This is a genomic window from Actinomadura sp. KC216 (assembly GCF_004348535.1).
GTDB lineage: Bacteria > Actinomycetota > Actinomycetes > Streptosporangiales > Streptosporangiaceae > Spirillospora.
Map to the genome: position 1 here is coordinate 1 of NZ_SMJX01000081.1, position 15266 is coordinate 15266.

Genomic DNA, 15266 nt, shown 5'->3' on the forward strand with positions numbered 1-15266 from the left:
CCATGATGTCCAGTCAAGGACGGCGAATCACCCATTTCGCCGTCCCGCGGCCGGTGCTCAGCAGAGGGGGAAGCACGCATGTCAGAGGCCATCCGCGGGGCCCCGGCCCCGAACCCGGGCGGTGACGGGCCGCCGCCGCTCATCGGAGTCACCACCTATCTGGAGCCGGCGCGCTGGGGGGCCTGGGTGCGCGAGGCCGCGCTCCTGCCGGCGCCGTACGTGCGCTCGGTCGAACGGGCCGGCGGGGTCCCGGTCCTGCTGCCCCCGACCACGGCCCTGCACGGGCTGAAGGCCCTCGTCGCGCGGCTCGACGGGATCGTCATCGCGGGCGGCGGCGACCTCGACCCCGACCTGTACGGCGCGCTCCGGCACAGCGAGACGGGGCCCCCGCAGCCGCAGCGCGACCGGTTCGAGCTGGCGCTCACCCGCGCCGTGGTGGACGCCGACCTGCCGTTCCTTGCGATCTGCCGGGGCATGCAGGTGCTGAACGTCGCGCGGGGCGGGGCGCTCATCCAGCATCTGCCGGAGGCGGTGGGGCACACGAGGCACGCGCCGGAGACGGGGATCGTCGGGTCCCATCCGGTGCGGATCAGCGGGACGAGCCTGGTCGGCAAGATCCTGGGGGAGTCCGCGGACGTCCCGACCTACCACCACCAGGCGGTGAGCCGGCTCGGGAAGGGCCTGTCCGCCGTCGCCTGGGCGGAGGACCAGGTCGTGGAGGCCGTCGAGCTGCAGGGGCACCGCTTCGGGCTGGCCGTCCAGTGGCATCCGGAGGAGGGCGCCGACGGGCGCCTGTTCGAGGCCCTGGTCGCCGAGGCCGGCGGTCGCTGACCGCCGCGCCGCCGCGCCGGCGCGGTTGACGGCGCGGCGCCCGGGGAAGGCGATCGGATAGACCTCGTCGCGTTCCCGCCCCGCCGGAGGCCGCATGCCCTTGCACCCGCAGACCGTCCGCTTTCTGGACGTCCTCGCGTCCTGGACGGCCCTGCGGCAGGGCGCCGAGCCCACGATCGAGGAGCTGCGGGCCGGGATCGGGGCCGCGTCCCCGGCCGTCCGGCGGGAGCTGCCGCTGGTGCGCGACGTCGCCGTGCCCGGTCCGGGCGGGCCCGTGCCGGTGCGCCTGTACCGGCCGGAGCCGCCCGGCCGGGGCGCCCTTCCTGCGATCGTCTACCTGCACGGCGGGGGCTGGGTGCTCGGCGGCGTCGACAGCGTGGACGCGCCGTGCCGCGAGCTGGCCGCGGGCACGGGCTGCGCCGTCCTGAACGTCGGGTACCGGCTCGCGCCCGAGCATCCGTTCCCGGCGGCGGTGGACGACGCGTGGGCGGTCGTCGCGTCCGCCGCGCGCGAGCCGGGCCGGTGGGGCGTCCGGCCCGGGGCCGTCGCGGTGGCGGGCGACAGCGCGGGCGGGAACCTCGCGGCCGTGGTCGCGCTGCTGGCCCGCGACCGGGGCGTCCGGCTCGCCCACCAGCTGCTCGTCTACCCGGTGACCGACACGGCGATGGACACCCCGAGCTGGCGCCGGTACGCCACCGGATACGGGCTGGACGCCGCGACCCTCGCCCGGTTCATGGGCCTGTACCGGGGCGGGGCCGACCCGTCCGACCCCGGGCTCGCGCCGCTGCGCGCGCCGGACCTCGCCGGGGCCGCCTCCGCCACCGTGATCACCGCGGAGTGCGACATCCTGCGCGACGAGGCGGAGGCGTACGCCCGCCGCCTCGGCGACGCCGGGGTCCCGGTGGAGCTGCGCCGCTACGACGGCGTCGTGCACGCGTTCTTCCTGCTCCCCGAGTTCTTCGACGCCGGGGCGCAGGCCATGGCTTTCGCTGTGCGACGATTGCGCGCGGCATTCGGCGAGCGGCGGACGCGGGAGGGAGCCGGCCATGGGCGGCGGACGGTATGAGCGCTACCAGCGCCTGAAGATCGACTGGGCGGGGGAGGGCGTGCTGCGGATCGTGCTCAGCACCCCGGGCAAGCTCAACGCCGTCGACCGGACCGGGCACCGGGAGCTCGCGGAGGTCTGGCGGGACGCCGACGCCGACGACGGGGTCCGCGCGATCCTCGTCCGCGGCGAGGGGACGGCGTTCTCCGCGGGCGGCGACCTCGCCATGATCGAGGAGATGATGGGCGACCACACCGCCCGCCGGACGATCATGCGCGAGGCCCGCGACATCGTGATGAACGTGCTGAACTGCTCGAAACCGGTGGTCAGCGCCGTGCAGGGCCCGGCGGTGGGCGCCGGGCTCGCGGTGGCGCTGCTCGCCGACATCTCCGTCGCCGGCCGCTCCGCGAAGATCATCGACGGGCACACGCGGCTGGGCGTCGCGGCCGGCGACCACGCCGCGATCGTCTGGCCGCTGCTGTGCGGGCTGGCGAAGGCGAAGTACTACCTGCTGCTCAACGACGTCCTCACCGGCGAGGAGGCCGAGCGGATCGGCCTGGTCTCGCTGTGCGTGGAGGACGAGGACGTCCACGACCGCGCCCTGGAGATCGCCGCGCGGCTCGCCGCCGGGCCCGCGGAGGCGCTGTCGTTCACCAAGCACGCGCTGAACAACTGGCTGCGGCTCGCCGGGCCGGCGTTCGACGCGTCGCTGGCGATGGAGTTCTTCGGGTTCACCGGCCCGGACGTGCGCGAAGGCGTCGCCGCGATCCGCGAGAAGCGCCGCCCCGAGTTCGGCTGATCGGGGCGTCAGTACGACTTGGGGAGCCCCAGCTCGTGCTGGGCGATGTGCGCCAGGACCAGCTCCTCCGCGACCGGGATGTTCTTGGCGATGCGGGCGTCGCGGAACATGCGCGCGACCGGGTACTCCAGCGAGTAGGCCATGCCGCCGTAGGTCTGGAACGCGCGGTCGGCGGCCTGCCAGGCGGCGTCCGCGGCGGTGAGCTTGGCGATGTTGGCCTCCGACCCGCACGGGCGGCCCCGGTCCCACAGCCAGGCCGCCTTGTGGGTCATCAGCCGGGCCAGCTCGACCTGCGCCTTGATCCGCGCGAGCGGGAACGCGACCGCCTGGTTGGCGCCGATCGGCGTCCCGAACGGCGCCCGCTCGGACGCGTACTCGCACGCGATCCGCAGCACCAGCTCCCCGAACCCGACGCCGCTCGCCGCCGCGAGGACGCGCTCGGGGTTGAGGATGTCCCACAGGACGGCGAAGCCCTGGTCGACCTCGCCGAGGATCCGGTCGGCGGGGACGCGCACCTCGTCCAGGAACACCATGCTCGACGCGACGACGTTGGTGCCGAGCTTCGGGATCGGGTGGTAGGTGAGCGTCCCGTCGGCGACGGCCCGCTCGACGTCCACCAGCAGGACGGTGAACCCGGACGTGCGGGGACGCGCCTCGGCGGCCGGGATCGTCCGGGCGACGACCAGCATGAAGTCGGCCCGCTCCACGCCGGAGATCCATATCTTCCGGCCGCTGACGGTGAAGCCGCCGCCGTCCCGCCGGGCCCGCGTGGTGATCGCGATGGAGTTGCTGCCCGCGTCCGGCTCGGTGATCGCGAAGCAGGTCTCGATCTCCCCGGCGGCGATCCCCGGCAGGAACTCGCGGCGCTGCGCGTCCGTCCCGTGCCGCGCGATCGTCAGCCCGCCGAACGCGGGCGTGAGCAGGTACATGAAGCCCGCCGCGCCGCCCGCGCCGCCCTCGGCCAGGGCCTCCAGCGCGACCGACAGCTCCAGCAGCCCCTGCCCTCCGCCGCCGTGCTCCTCGGGGATCGCCAGCGCGTGCCAGCCGCCCCGGACGAGGTCCCGCCAGACCTCCTCGGGCCAGCGCTTGTCCGCGTCGCAGCGCCCCCAGTAGTCCTGGTCGTACTCGCGGGCGATCGCGAGCACGCCCTCGCGCACCGCGGCCGCGCCCTCCGGCAGGTCGAAGTCCACCGCGCCTCCCTCGTGCTCGGTCCGGCCCACCGTATCCGATTCTAGTAAGTGTGCACTGACGACCCCTGGGGACGTCATCCCTTGACCGTGAGCAGCGGCCGCAGCTCCGCGACCGGCGTCGCCGCGCCGCCCTCGGGTCCTGGTGGTCGAGCGGCGTCACCACGCGGAAGACGAAGCTCGACGCCCCCATCGACCCCGGAACGATCACCGGCTCGCCCCACATCGCGTACGGGCCGCCCGCCATCTCGGCGTGCCCGCCCGCCGGGGTGGCGCCCTTGTGGAAGTCGGGGGTGAGGACGAGGCGGTGATCGGCGGGGAGCGGGCGGTGGCCGCTCGTTCCTCGGGTTCAGCAGCCGCGAGGCGGTTCAGACGGTACCGGGGGAGCCGGGGCCGGTGCCGGCGGATTTCGCGGGGGCGCCCAGGTAGCGGGTCACGATCCGGGCGATGAAGTGGGCGGTCCGCTCCGGCGGGCCGGAGGGCAGCATGAGGTGGCTCGTGGTGAGCCGCACCGCGGCGGCGGTGATCTCGGTCACCGCGCCGCGGTCCAGATGCGGCCACTGGCGCAGGGCGTGCTCGGCGATGCGGTCGCTCGCCGCGAACAGCAGCGGCTCGGCGCGGGTGGTGATCAGCGGGAGCATCTCGTCGCCGCCCTCGCCGGTCAGGACCGCCTTCATCAGCCGGTCGTCCGCGGCCGTCTCCAGCGTGTAGGTCACGGCGGCGACCACCGCCGAGTACAGGTCGTCGTGGTCGGACAGCACCGCGTCGATGCCGTCGAGGTAGTGCTCGTTGTGGCGCATCACGACCGCCTGCACCAGGCCCCACTTGTCGCCGAACTCGTTGTAGACGGTCTGGCGGCTCACCCCGGCGGCGGTGGCGACGTCCTGCATCCGGACGGACCGGTAGCCGCGTTCGATGAGCAGGTCGGTGGCGGCGTCCAGCAGGGACGCGCGCACGGGACGGCCGGCAGTGCCCATGATGTCGTCGTGCCTCCGGGTGACGGTCGTGCGGCGGGGGCGCACGCCACCATTATCGCGCGCGGACCCCCGCCCCGGTCAGGGTGCCAGGCGGTCCCGGGTCCATTCCTTGACGCCGGCGATGAACGCGTCGACGTCGGCGGCCTTGCCCGACGCCATCTCGCTGAACCAGCCCGGGACGTACTGCTCGAACCGGCCGCTCGCGAGGACCTCCAGCACGGCCGCGGCCACCTCCTGCGGCGGCAGCGCGTCGGACAGGTCGCTGATCGGCTCCTCGTTGCCGGGGAGCGTGAACAGCTCCGTCCCGGCGATCAGCGCGGGCTGGACGACGTGGACCCGCACGCCCGTGCCGTCCAGATCGACCGCCATGCTCTCCCAGAACGCGGTCAGCGCCGCCTTCGACGCCGCGTAGGCCGCCTCGTGCGGCGGCCCCAGTCGCGCCGCGACCGACCCCATCGCGACCAGGTTCCCGCGCCCGCGCCTGATCATCCCGGGCAGCAGCGCCAGCGTGAGCCGCACGGGGGAGAGGTGGTTGAGGCGCATCACCTCCTCGGCCTCGGCGGGGGTCAGGTCCTGGACGCGGCGCCGCTTCGGCATGCCCGCGTTGTTGACCAGCACGTCCACGCCGCCGAGCGTCCGTTCGGCGTCCGCCGCGAGGTCGGCGATCGCGTCGAGGTCGGACAGGTCCACCGCCCACATCGCCGAGTCGGGCGCGTGCTCGCGGCACCGCGCGAGGACCTGCTCCAGCCTGTCCTTGCGCCGCGCGACGAGCCCCACCCGCGCCCCGGCCGCCGCCAGCGCCTCGGCGACGACCGTCCCGATGCCGGACGAGGCGCCCGTGACCAGCGCGGACCGTCCTTCCAGCGTCATCGTCCCGCTCCGCCCGCCGTCGTCCTCCCGGTCCGCGACGGCGTCTTCCCGGTCTGCGTCAGCATGCCGCCCAACGTCACACACCCCGGGCCGCCCGGCAAGGCGCATCGCCGCCTGCGGTCATGACTTGACCCGGCCCGGTAAGGTTGTGGGTTTCGCCCTCACCCACCCCCTGTCGCCGCCGGAGGTCTGCGCGCATGCCCGCCGAACCCGCCCGATCCGAGGCGCCCGACGAACCCGACGAACCCGAGCGCCCCGGTGAGGCGGACGTCCTCGCCGCCGAGCGCGCCCACCTCGCCGAGTCCCGCGCGGCGCTGCGGCGCATGCGCGAGCACGCCCGGAGCCTGTCCGCCGACGTCGCGGCGGACTGGGTGTCCAAGCAGTTCCTGGAGTCGCTGCTCGACCAGCGCGTCGCGGCGCTCGCCGACCACCCCGACACCCCGCTGTTCTTCGGCCGCATGGACCGCGACGGCGCGGGCTCCGCGGACCTCCCGGACGACGACCTGCCCCCGGTCATGTACGTGGGGCGGCGGCACGTCCACGACGGCGACGAGGGCCGCCCGCTCGTGCTGGACTGGCGCGCCCCGGTGTCGCGGGCGTTCTACCAGGCCGGGCCCGCCGACCCGATGGGCTGGCGGCTGCGGCGCCGGTTCGGGTTCCAGGCCGGGGAGCTGACCGCGTTCGAGGACGAGCCCCTGGACGCCGGCGCCGAGATCGGGCCATCCCGGATCCTGACCGAGGAGATCGAGCGGCCCCGCACCGGCCCGATGCGCGACATCGTCGCGACCATCCAGCCGGACCAGGACGTGATCGTCCGCGCCGACCTGCCCCGCACCGTGTGCGTGCAGGGCGCGCCCGGCACCGGCAAGACCGCCGTCGGCCTGCACCGCGCCGCGTACCTGCTGTTCACGCACCGGGAGCGGCTGTCGCGGTCCGGGGTGCTGATCGTCGGGCCGAACCGGGCGTTCCTCGCCTACATCTCCGCCGTCCTGCCCGCGCTCGGCGAGGTCAGGGTCGAGCAGGCCACGATCGACGACCTGCTCGGCGCGCCCACGGCGGAGGAGCCCGCGCAGGTCGCCGCGCTGAAGGGCGAGGCGCGGATGGCCGACGTCCTCCGCAAGGCGCTGTGGCTGCACGTCCGCAAGCCCGAGGACGGCCTGGTCTTCACCCGCGGCTCCGCCCGGTTCCGGCTCGCCGACCACGAGGTCCGGGAGATCGCCGCCGCGCTGCGCGGCACGACCCGCTACGGCAGCGGCCGCGCCGCGTTCGCGCAGCGGCTCGCCCACCAGATCCTCGTGCGGATGGAGCGGCGCGGCGAGGCGCCCGACGACCGCGTCCAGGACCAGGTCGCGCGCAGCAAGCCCGTCAAGCAGGTCCTGGACGAGGTGTGGCCCAAGTTGACCGCCGAGCAGGTCCTGTACCGGCTGCTCTCGGACGCCGACTTCCTGCGCAGGGCCGCCAGGGGCGTCCTCGACGAGGAGGAGCAGGACGCCATCCGGTGGGCCAGGCCCGCCCGCTCGCACCGCACGGCGAGATGGACCGCCGCCGACCGCGCGCTGCTGGACGAGCTGAACGACCTCATCGAGCGCACCGCCTCCCTCGGGCACCTGGTCGTGGACGAGGCGCAGGACCTGTCGGCCATGCAGCTGCGGGCGCTGGGCCGCCGCTGCGGGACGGGCTCGGCGACCGTCCTCGGCGACATCGCGCAGGGCACCACCGCCTGGTCGGCGCGGTCCTGGAAGGACGTCCTCACCCACCTCGGGCAGGACGGCGACGTCACCGAGCTCACCCTCGGGTTCCGCGTCCCCGGCACCGTCCTGGACTACGCGGCCCGGCTGCTCCCGCACGTCGCGCCGGAGCTGGAGCGGCCGCGCTCGCTGCGTCCCGGGCCCGGCGCGCTGGACGTCCGGCGCGTCCCCGACGCGACGGCCGCCGCCGTGGACGCCGCCCGCGAGGCCCTCGCCCGCCCCGGATCGGTGGGTCTGATCGTCCCGGACGCCGCCGCGGGCGCGCACGCCGCCGCACTGCGCGCCGCGAACGTCGACCACGAGATCCTCGGCCCCGACTCCGACGGCGCCGCCCGCCTGCTCGTCGTCCCGGCGACGCTCGCCAAGGGCCTGGAGTACGACCACGTGATCGTCGCCGAGCCCGCCGCCATCGCCGCCGCCGAGGCGCGCGGCCTGGCCCGCCTGTACGTGGTGCTGACCCGCGCCGTCACGTCCCTGACGATCCTGCACCGCGACGACCTTCCGGCGGAGCTGGCGTCCTGACGCCGCGTCAGGGGCGGGGGCGGAGGCCGTCGAAGGCGAACTTCAGGACGTCCTCGTGGGCCCCGGCGCGTCCGGCCGCGTAGGACATGCCCGCCAGCAGCGCCATGACCTCGTCCGGGCCCACGTCCGAGCGGACCGCCCCGGCCTCCTGCGCGCGCTCCAGCAGCGCCCCGAGCGCCGCCTTCAGGTCGGGCCCCGCCCGCCCGGTCGCCGCCTGAGCATCGACACCCGCTTCGGCCAGCGCCTCCGTCACGGCCCGTTTGGTCGCCGCCCGCGCCACCACCCGCGCGAAGAACCCGAAGAACGCCTCCCCGGCGTCGTCGGCCGACCGCAGGCCCTCCGCCTCGGCCGCGAGCCGCTCCAGCAGGGCGACGAGGACGGCCTCCAGCAGCGACTCCTTGGTCGGGAAATGGCGGAACACCGTGCCGATCCCGACGCCCGCCGCCCGCGCGACCTCCTCCGTCGGGGCCGAGGTCCCCTGGGCGGCGAAGACCTCCTCCGCCGCGGCGAGGACCTTCGCGCGGTTGCGCACCGCGTCGGCCCGAAGCGGCCGCCCGGACGAGGATGACGTCATCGCGGCCTTTCGTTGAGCTGTTTGAGCCATTTGACCGGATTGACCGGGGTCGCGGCTCCTATATCGTCTTCCGGAGCACGAACTCCGATTGTAGGGGAGGGACATGTCCGAGTTCGCCAGTCCCCGGGCCGTCTTCCAGCGGCTGATCGACGGGGTGACCGCGGGGCGGCCCGACGCGCTGCCGCGCCTGTACGCGGAGGACGCGGTGGTCGTGCACCCGCTCGCCCGCCCCGCCACCCGGCTGGAGGGCCGCGAGGCGCTGCGCGAGCACTTCGCCCGGCTGGAGACGCTGCCGGTGGAGATGAGGGCGCGCAACGTCGTCGTCCACCAGACCGCCGACCCCGAGGTCATCATCGCGGAGTTCGAGTACGAGGGACGCAACACCGAGACGGGACGGGCGTTCGTCGTGCCCAACATCTTCGTCCTGCGGGTCCGGGACGGCCGCATCGTCGAGTCCCGCGACTACGCCGGACACCACGCCTTCGACGAGGCGTTCGCGCCGTGAGCGCGGCACCGCCCGGCGCCGCCGACCTGGCCGGGCTGGTCGACGGGTTCCTCGCGGCGCACGACCCCGCGACGACGGAACCCCTGGAGTTCCTGCGGGCCCGGTTCGACGCCGGACTCGCCTGGGTCCACTACCCGGAGGGGCTCGGCGGGCTCGGCGCGCCGCGCGCCCTGCAGCCCGCCGTCGACCGGCGGTTCGCCGACGCCGGAGCGCCGACCAACCATCCCGAGCGCAACGGCATCGGGCTCGGCATGGCCGCGCCGACGATCGCCGCGTTCGGCACCGGCGAGCAGAAACGCCGCTTCCTGCGCCCGCTCTGGACGGGCGAGGAGGTGTGGTGCCAGCTGTTCAGCGAGCCCGGCGCCGGGTCCGACCTCGCCGCGCTCGCCACCCGCGCCGTCCGCGACGGCGACGCCTGGACGGTCGACGGCCAGAAGGTCTGGACGTCCATGGCCCACGAGGCCCGCTGGGCGATCATCGTCACGCGCACCGACCCCGGCGTCCCCAAGCACCGCGGCATGACCTACTTCGTCCTCGACATGACCGCGCCGGGCGTCGAGGTGCGGCCGCTGCGGCAGATCACCGGCGAGGCCGAGTTCAACGAGGTCTTCCTCACCGGCGTGCGGGTCCCCGACGAGCACCGCCTCGGCGAGGTCGGGCAGGGCTGGCGGGTCGCCACGACCACGCTGATGAACGAGCGCGTCGCGATCGGCGGCCACGCCGCGCCGCGCGAGAGCGGCATGATCGGCGTGGCCGCCGCCCTCTGGCGCGACCGTCCCGAGCTGCGCACCCCCGGCCTGCACGACGCGCTAATGCGCGCCTGGGTGGGGACCGAGGCCGCCCGCCTCACCGGCGAGCGGCTCCGGCAGCAGCTCACCGCCGGACGCCCCGGGCCCGAGGGGTCGGGCGTCAAGCTGGCGTTCGCCCGGCTCAACCAGGAGGTGTCCGGCCTGGAGCTGGACATCCTCGGCGAGGACGGCCTGCGCTACGACGACTGGACCATGCGCCGCCCCGCCGAGGTCGACTTCACCCGCCGCTCGCCCGGCTACCGCTACCTGCGCGCCAAGGGCAACTCCATCGAGGGCGGCACCTCGGAGATCCTCCGCAACATCATCGCCGAGCGCGTCCTCGGCCTGCCCGGCGAGATCCGCGTCGACAAGGACGTGCCGTGGAAGGACCTGCCGAAGTGACCGACCTCCTCTACAGCGAGATCGAGGACGACCTGCGGGCGAGCGTCCGCCAGGTGCTCGACGACAAGGCGCCCTGGACGTCCGTCCTCGCCGGGACCGAGAAGGACGACCCCTGCGACGCGGCGCTGTGGCGGGCCGTCGCCGCCGAGCTGGGATGCGCCGGGCTGCCCGTCCCCGAGGACCTCGGCGGCGCCGGGGCGACCTGGCGCGAGACCGCCGTCGTGATGGAGGAGATCGGCCGCTTCGCCGCGCCCGTCCCGTTCCTGACCAGCTCCGTCATCGCCACGGCCGCGCTGATGGCCGCCGGGGAGCCCGAGGCGGCCGACCTGCTCGCCCGGCTCGCCGCCGGGGAGACGATCGCCGTCCTGGCCGTGCCGTTCAGCGCCGCGCCCGGCGACGAGACCGGCGAGACCGGCCGGACCGCCATGACCGTCCAGGAGGACGGCGGCGCGCTGACCGGCGAGGTCACCAGCGTCGCCGACGGGCTGGCCGCCGACGTGCTGCTGGTCCCGGCCGCGGGCGGCCTCTACGCCGTGGACGCCGCCGACGCCCGCCGCACCGCCGTGACCTCCCTGGACATGACGCGCCGCCTCGCCGACATCGCCTTCACCGCCGCGCCCGCCCGCCGCGTCGCCGAAGGGACCGGCGCCGCCGGCGCCGCCCTGCTCACCGGCGCGGCGATGCTGGCGTCCGAGCAGCTCGGGCTCGCCGAGCGGTGCCTGGACGACACCGTCGCCTACGTCAAGACGCGCTACCAGTTCGGCCGCCCGGTCGGCTCCTACCAGGGCCTCAAGCACCGCCTCGCCGACCTGTGGACGTCCATCACGCAGGCCCGCGCGGTCGCCCGGCACGCCGCGTCCTGCGTCGCCGCCGGGGACGGGGACACGCGGATCGCGGTCGCCGTCGCGCAGGCGCACTGCTCGGAGACCGCGCTCAGGGCCGCGGAGGAATGCGTCCAGATGCACGGCGGCATCGGTTTCACGTGGGAGCATCCGGCGCACCTCTACCTGAAGCGCGCCAAGGCCGACGCGATCGCCCTCGGCACCCCCGACCGGCACCGCGCCGCCCTGGCCGGGCTCGTCGATCTGCCGCCCGCCTGACGCGCCGATCAGTCCGTGCCGTTCAGCCGGTGATGACGGCGAGGATCCGCGTGCCGTCCGGGAACTCGCCGCGCCCGGCCAGCGCGAGGACGCCGACCATCATCTTCGCCGTGTAGATCCGGTCGAGGACGATCCCGTGCCGCGCGGCGAAGTCGTCGGCGAACGCGTCCAGCTCCGGCGTGGTCCTGGCGTATCCGCCGAAGTGGAAGCCGCCTTCGACGCGCCAGTCCCCGCGCCGTTCGCCGTACGTCTCGCGCTGGAGGCGCGCCACCTCGCCGTCCATGAAGCCGCCCTTCAGCACGGAGAAGCCCAGGGCGCGCTGGCCGGGGCCCAGCCCGGCGGCCAGGCCCGCGAGCGTCCCGCCCGTCCCGCACGGGCAGCACACGACGTCGTAGCCGGGCACCTCGCCGCCCAGCTCCGCGCAGCCCCGGACGGCCGCCGCGTTGCTCCCGCCCTCGGGCAGCAGGTAGAAGTCACCCCACTCCCGCCGCAGCGCCGCGATCACGTCGGGCTCGTGTTTGCGCCGGTAGGACGCGCGGTCCAGATAGGTCAGGCGCATCCCCATCCGCTCGGCGCGGGCGAGCGAGTCGTTCAGCGGCAGGTGCTCCTCGCCACGGATCACCCCGATGGTCGCGAACCCGAAGATCCTCCCGGCCGCCGCCGTGGCCCGGACGTGGTTGGAGTAGGCGCCGCCGAACGTCAGGACCGTCCCGTGCTCGCGGGCGGGCCCGAGGTTGTGCTTGAGCTTGCGCCATTTGTTGCCGGGCAGCTCCGGGTGGATCAGGTCGTCGCGCTTCAGGAACAGCCGCAGGCCGCGCCGGGCGAACCGGTCGTCGGCCAGCTCCACGACGGGCGAGATCACCGCGGCATCGGCAGCCGGAGCCGCTCGCGGATCGCCTTCTGCACCTCGTGGACGCCCGGCCGCGCGTCCACGGCCACCACGTACTCCTTGCGGCCGAACAGGTCCAGGACGGGATCGGTCTTCTCGTGGTACAGCCTGAGCCGCTCGGCGAGCGCCTCCTCCGTGTCGTCCTCGCGCGCCACCAGGTCGCCGCCGCACACGTCGCAGCGCCCGTCCTCGGTGGGCCGGTCGTTGATCAGGTTGTAGTCCATCCCGCAGCGGGAGCAGAGCCGCCGGGCCAGGACGCGGCGGCGGACCTCCCCGTCCGGCAGGTCCAGGTGGATCACCCCGTCGATGTCGTAGCTCTCCAGGAAGAACTCCGCCTGCCTGCGGTTGCGCGGGAACCCGTCGATCACGAACCCGTAGTTCCAGTCGTGCTGGTCGAGGCGGCTCCGGACGACGCCCTCCACCAGGTCGTCGCCGACCAGCTCCCCGGCCGCCATGATCCGCCGCACCTGCGCGCCGAGCTTGGTGTGGTTCTTGACGTGCCACCGGAAGATGTCCCCGACGCTGATGTGCACGATGTCCAGATCCCGCGCGAGCAGCCCCGACTGCGTCCCCTTTCCGCAGCCGAGCGGGCCGATGATGACGTACTTGCGCATGCCGAGAGCCTATGCGCCGCCTCCCGGCGCCCGGTAAGGGCGGCAGGGCTAAGCGGCAGGGTCAGAGCGGCAGGCGCAGGCGGCGGCCCAGGCGGCGGAACCGGGAGTCGGGGACGTGCTCGGGCGACTCGTCCCGCTCGGTCAGGCACTCCAGCAGCAGGTCGAACGCGGGCGGCCGGACGCACACCAGCGTCGCCCGGGCCCGCCGCGCGCAGTGCAGCCGCACCGACGGGCGCAGCAGCCGCGAGAACGGGCTGCGGGTCCCGTGCCCGACGACGAGGATGTCGTCGTCGCCCGCCAGCCGCACCAGCGTCGCGCCCGGCTCGCCGACCAGAGCCAGCGCCGTCATCTCCACGCCCTCCGGCGGGCCGTCGCTCACCTCCGCGAGCAGCCGCGCGATCAGCTCGGCGCCGGACCCGCGCAGCGCCTCGGTGATCCCGCAGCCGAGCTGCCCGGCCGCCGACACGTGCGGGGGCAGCGGCGCGGCGTGGGCGACAAGCAGGGGCAGCCTCCGCAGCCGTGCCTCGCCGATCGCCCAGGAGAGGGCGCAGCGGGCGCCCGCGGAGTCGTCGACACCCACCACCACGCGGGGGCCGCCCTCCGGTCTCGCGATCACGGTCCCTCCCGAGGCCGCCTGTTGATGTGCAGTCTAGGGTGCAGGCATACCCGCCGCCACGGAAGTGTTTCGCGTTGGGGAAACGACGGTTTCCCCAAAATGAACGCGTCCGCTTTACCGGCCGCCGCCGCGGGCGGCAGACTTCCCGTATGGGCACACCGGACGACACCTCCTGCGCCGTCGCGCACGGCGACGCCCCGCCCGAGGCGGGGGAGCGGACGCTCGTCGCGGTCTTCGCGGGCGCCGTCGCCGACCACCTGCTGCGCTACGGCGCCGACCTCGGCTACCGCACGTTCCTCGTCGACCCCGACAAGGACCGCGGCGGCGTCACCGACCTGCCGCCGCTCGACGAGACCGCGGACGTCGTCGTCACCGACCACCACCGTCCCGAGCTCGGGCCCGTCCTGCGGGACGTGCTGACCCAGCCCGTCCGGTGGGTCGGCGTCATGGGCAACCCCCGCCACCCGGCCCCGCACATCCCGGCGCTCACCGAGCTCGGCGTGCCCGCCGCCGACATCGCCCGGGTGCACCGCCCCATCGGCCTGAACATCGGCTCCCGCACCCCGGCGGAGATCGCCGTCGCGACCCTCGCCGGGCTGATCGCCGACCGCAACGGCCGCCCCGGCGGCTTCGAGTTCTGACGCGCCCCCGGCGGGCCGGTACAGGCCGCGGGTCCGGCGGTGGATCCGCTGGTCGGAACGTAGAATGATGCGGGTTTTACCCGTTCTGTCGGTGGGCTCGCCTACGGTCGGAGGCGACAGGGGCCCGTCGGCCCACGCCCGTCCGAGCGACGACGCCGAACGAAGGTGACGACCAGCCATGTCGAACAGCACCATCGAGACAGACCGCGACTTCCAAAAGCTCGCCGACCCCTACCGGCGCGAGCTGCTGGCGCACTGCTACCGGATGCTCGGGTCCATGCACGACGCCGAAGACCTCGTGCAGGAGACCTACCTGCGGGCCTGGCGGTCCTACGAGAACTTCGAGGGGCGCTCCTCGCTGCGGACGTGGCTCTACCGGATCGCCACCAACGTGTGCCTCACCGCGATCGACCAGCGCGGCAACCGGCCCATGCCGTCCGGGCTCGGGGCGCCGAGCGACGAGCCGGAGCGGCCCGTGGTCGCCTCCCCCGAGGTGCCGTGGCTGGAGCCCGTCCCCGACGCCGTCATCGGCGCCGACGCCGCCGACCCGGCCACGATCGTCGCCGCCCGCGAGAGCACCCGGCTCGCGTTCGTCGCGGCGCTGCAGCACCTGCCCGCCAAACAGCGGGTCGTGCTGATCCTGCGGGACGTCCTGAAGTGGCGGGCCGCCGAGGTCGCCGAGCTGCTCGACACCTCCACCGCCGCCGTCAACAGCGCGCTGCAGCGGGCGCGGGCGCAGCTGGAGGAGAACCAGCCCCTGCGCGACGAGCTCGTCGAGCCGACCGACGCCGCCCAGCGCGACCTGCTCGAACGCTACGCCAAGGCGTTCGAGGACGCCGACATCACCGGCCTCATCGAGCTGTTCAAGAAGGACGTCATCTGGGAGATGCCGCCCCACCTCGACTGGTTCGTCGGCGCCGAGAACGTCGTGCAGCTCATCCGCGTCCAGTGCGCGCCCTCGCCCGGCGACATCAGGATGGTCCCGTCCGCCGCGAACGGGCAGCCCGCGTTCGGGCTCTACATGCGCGGCGACGACGGCGTCCACCGCGCCTACCAGCTCCAGGTCATCAGCGTCACCGACGAGGGCGTCGCGCACGTCTCGGCCTTCTTCGACACGAGCCTGTTCCCCCTGTTCGGGCTGGCAGAGGAGCTCTGACC

At 74.6% G+C, this 15266-nt stretch carries 16 protein-coding genes; 9 read left to right on the plus strand and 7 right to left on the minus strand.

Annotated features, from left to right (window positions below):
• Window positions 1-78 precede the first annotated feature (78 nt).
• The 3 genes from E1264_RS16390 (at window position 79) to E1264_RS16400 (ending at window position 2675) form a co-directional block, all read left to right on the plus strand.
• Window positions 79-831, plus strand: coding sequence for a gamma-glutamyl-gamma-aminobutyrate hydrolase family protein (locus E1264_RS16390; RefSeq protein ID WP_132174322.1), 753 nt, complete (start codon window positions 79-81; stop codon window positions 829-831).
• A 94-nt stretch (window positions 832-925) separates the two neighbouring features.
• Entirely contained in the window at window positions 926-1897 is a 972-nt protein-coding gene (locus E1264_RS16395) for an alpha/beta hydrolase (RefSeq protein ID WP_132174324.1), read from the plus strand.
• Window positions 1878-2675, plus strand: a complete 798-nt coding sequence (locus E1264_RS16400) for an enoyl-CoA hydratase/isomerase family protein (RefSeq protein ID WP_132174326.1) — start codon at window positions 1878-1880, stop codon at window positions 2673-2675. Before E1264_RS16395 ends, E1264_RS16400 begins: the two co-directional genes overlap by 20 nt.
• Window positions 2676-2683: 8 nt before the next feature.
• Here the strand turns inward: E1264_RS16400 and E1264_RS16405 are convergent, their stop codons facing one another.
• From E1264_RS16405 to E1264_RS16415, 3 genes are all read right to left on the minus strand, one after another.
• Complete coding sequence (locus tag E1264_RS16405; RefSeq protein ID WP_243710967.1) at window positions 2684-3895, minus strand: acyl-CoA dehydrogenase family protein; 1212 nt, start codon at window positions 3893-3895, stop codon at window positions 2684-2686.
• A 335-nt stretch (window positions 3896-4230) separates the two neighbouring features.
• Window positions 4231-4884 (minus strand): TetR family transcriptional regulator, encoded by a 654-nt coding sequence (locus E1264_RS16410; protein WP_243710968.1) that lies wholly within the window; start codon window positions 4882-4884, stop codon window positions 4231-4233.
• 33 nt (window positions 4885-4917) lie between these two features.
• Window positions 4918-5709: an SDR family NAD(P)-dependent oxidoreductase gene (locus E1264_RS16415; protein WP_132174328.1), complete on the minus strand. Its 792-nt coding sequence runs from the start codon at window positions 5707-5709 to the stop codon at window positions 4918-4920.
• 197 nt (window positions 5710-5906) lie between these two features.
• On the opposite strand from E1264_RS16415, the gene E1264_RS16420 reads away from it, so the two are divergent.
• Entirely contained in the window at window positions 5907-7979 is a 2073-nt protein-coding gene (locus E1264_RS16420) for an AAA family ATPase (protein WP_132174330.1), read from the plus strand.
• 7 nt (window positions 7980-7986) lie between these two features.
• On the opposite strand, the gene E1264_RS16425 is transcribed toward E1264_RS16420, so the two are convergent.
• Window positions 7987-8553, minus strand: coding sequence for a TetR/AcrR family transcriptional regulator (locus E1264_RS16425; RefSeq protein WP_132174332.1), 567 nt, complete (start codon window positions 8551-8553; stop codon window positions 7987-7989).
• Window positions 8554-8656: 103 nt separating this feature from the next.
• On the opposite strand from E1264_RS16425, the gene E1264_RS16430 reads away from it, so the two are divergent.
• The 3 genes from E1264_RS16430 to E1264_RS16440 are packed head-to-tail and all read left to right on the plus strand — an operon-like array spanning window position 8657 to window position 11348.
• Complete coding sequence (locus tag E1264_RS16430) at window positions 8657-9058, plus strand: nuclear transport factor 2 family protein (protein WP_132174334.1); 402 nt, start codon at window positions 8657-8659, stop codon at window positions 9056-9058.
• Window positions 9055-10248 carry an acyl-CoA dehydrogenase family protein gene (locus E1264_RS16435; RefSeq protein WP_132174336.1) on the plus strand — a complete coding sequence of 398 codons (1194 nt, stop codon included), beginning with the start codon at window positions 9055-9057 and terminating at the stop codon, window positions 10246-10248. Before E1264_RS16430 ends, E1264_RS16435 begins: the two co-directional genes overlap by 4 nt.
• Complete coding sequence (locus E1264_RS16440; RefSeq protein ID WP_132174338.1) at window positions 10245-11348, plus strand: acyl-CoA dehydrogenase family protein; 1104 nt, start codon at window positions 10245-10247, stop codon at window positions 11346-11348. The genes E1264_RS16435 and E1264_RS16440 overlap by 4 nt, the downstream gene beginning before the upstream one ends.
• A gap of 22 nt (window positions 11349-11370) precedes the next feature.
• On the opposite strand, the gene E1264_RS16445 is transcribed toward E1264_RS16440, so the two are convergent.
• The 3 genes from E1264_RS16445 to E1264_RS16455 all read right to left on the minus strand — a co-directional run bounded on the left by E1264_RS16445 (window position 11371) and on the right by E1264_RS16455 (window position 13467).
• On the minus strand, window positions 11371-12210 hold the full coding sequence (locus tag E1264_RS16445; RefSeq protein ID WP_132174340.1) for a pyridoxal-phosphate dependent enzyme: 840 nt from the start codon (window positions 12208-12210) through the stop codon (window positions 11371-11373).
• Window positions 12207-12851, minus strand: coding sequence for a nucleoside monophosphate kinase (locus tag E1264_RS16450; protein WP_132174342.1), 645 nt, complete (start codon window positions 12849-12851; stop codon window positions 12207-12209). The genes E1264_RS16445 and E1264_RS16450 overlap by 4 nt, the downstream gene beginning before the upstream one ends.
• 61 nt (window positions 12852-12912) lie before the next feature.
• Complete coding sequence (locus tag E1264_RS16455; RefSeq protein ID WP_132174344.1) at window positions 12913-13467, minus strand: universal stress protein; 555 nt, start codon at window positions 13465-13467, stop codon at window positions 12913-12915.
• Between the two features lie 149 nt (window positions 13468-13616).
• Here E1264_RS16455 and E1264_RS16460 point away from each other — a divergent pair, with 149 nt between their 5' ends.
• Together E1264_RS16460 and E1264_RS16465 are read left to right on the plus strand one after the other, a co-directional pair.
• The gene (locus tag E1264_RS16460) at window positions 13617-14108 is read left to right on the plus strand and encodes an XdhC family protein (protein ID WP_132174346.1); all 492 of its coding nucleotides are present in this window, start codon (window positions 13617-13619) and stop codon (window positions 14106-14108) included.
• Between the two features lie 178 nt (window positions 14109-14286).
• Complete coding sequence (locus E1264_RS16465; RefSeq protein ID WP_132174348.1) at window positions 14287-15264, plus strand: sigma-70 family RNA polymerase sigma factor; 978 nt, start codon at window positions 14287-14289, stop codon at window positions 15262-15264.
• The last annotated feature ends 2 nt before the right edge of the window (window positions 15265-15266 follow it).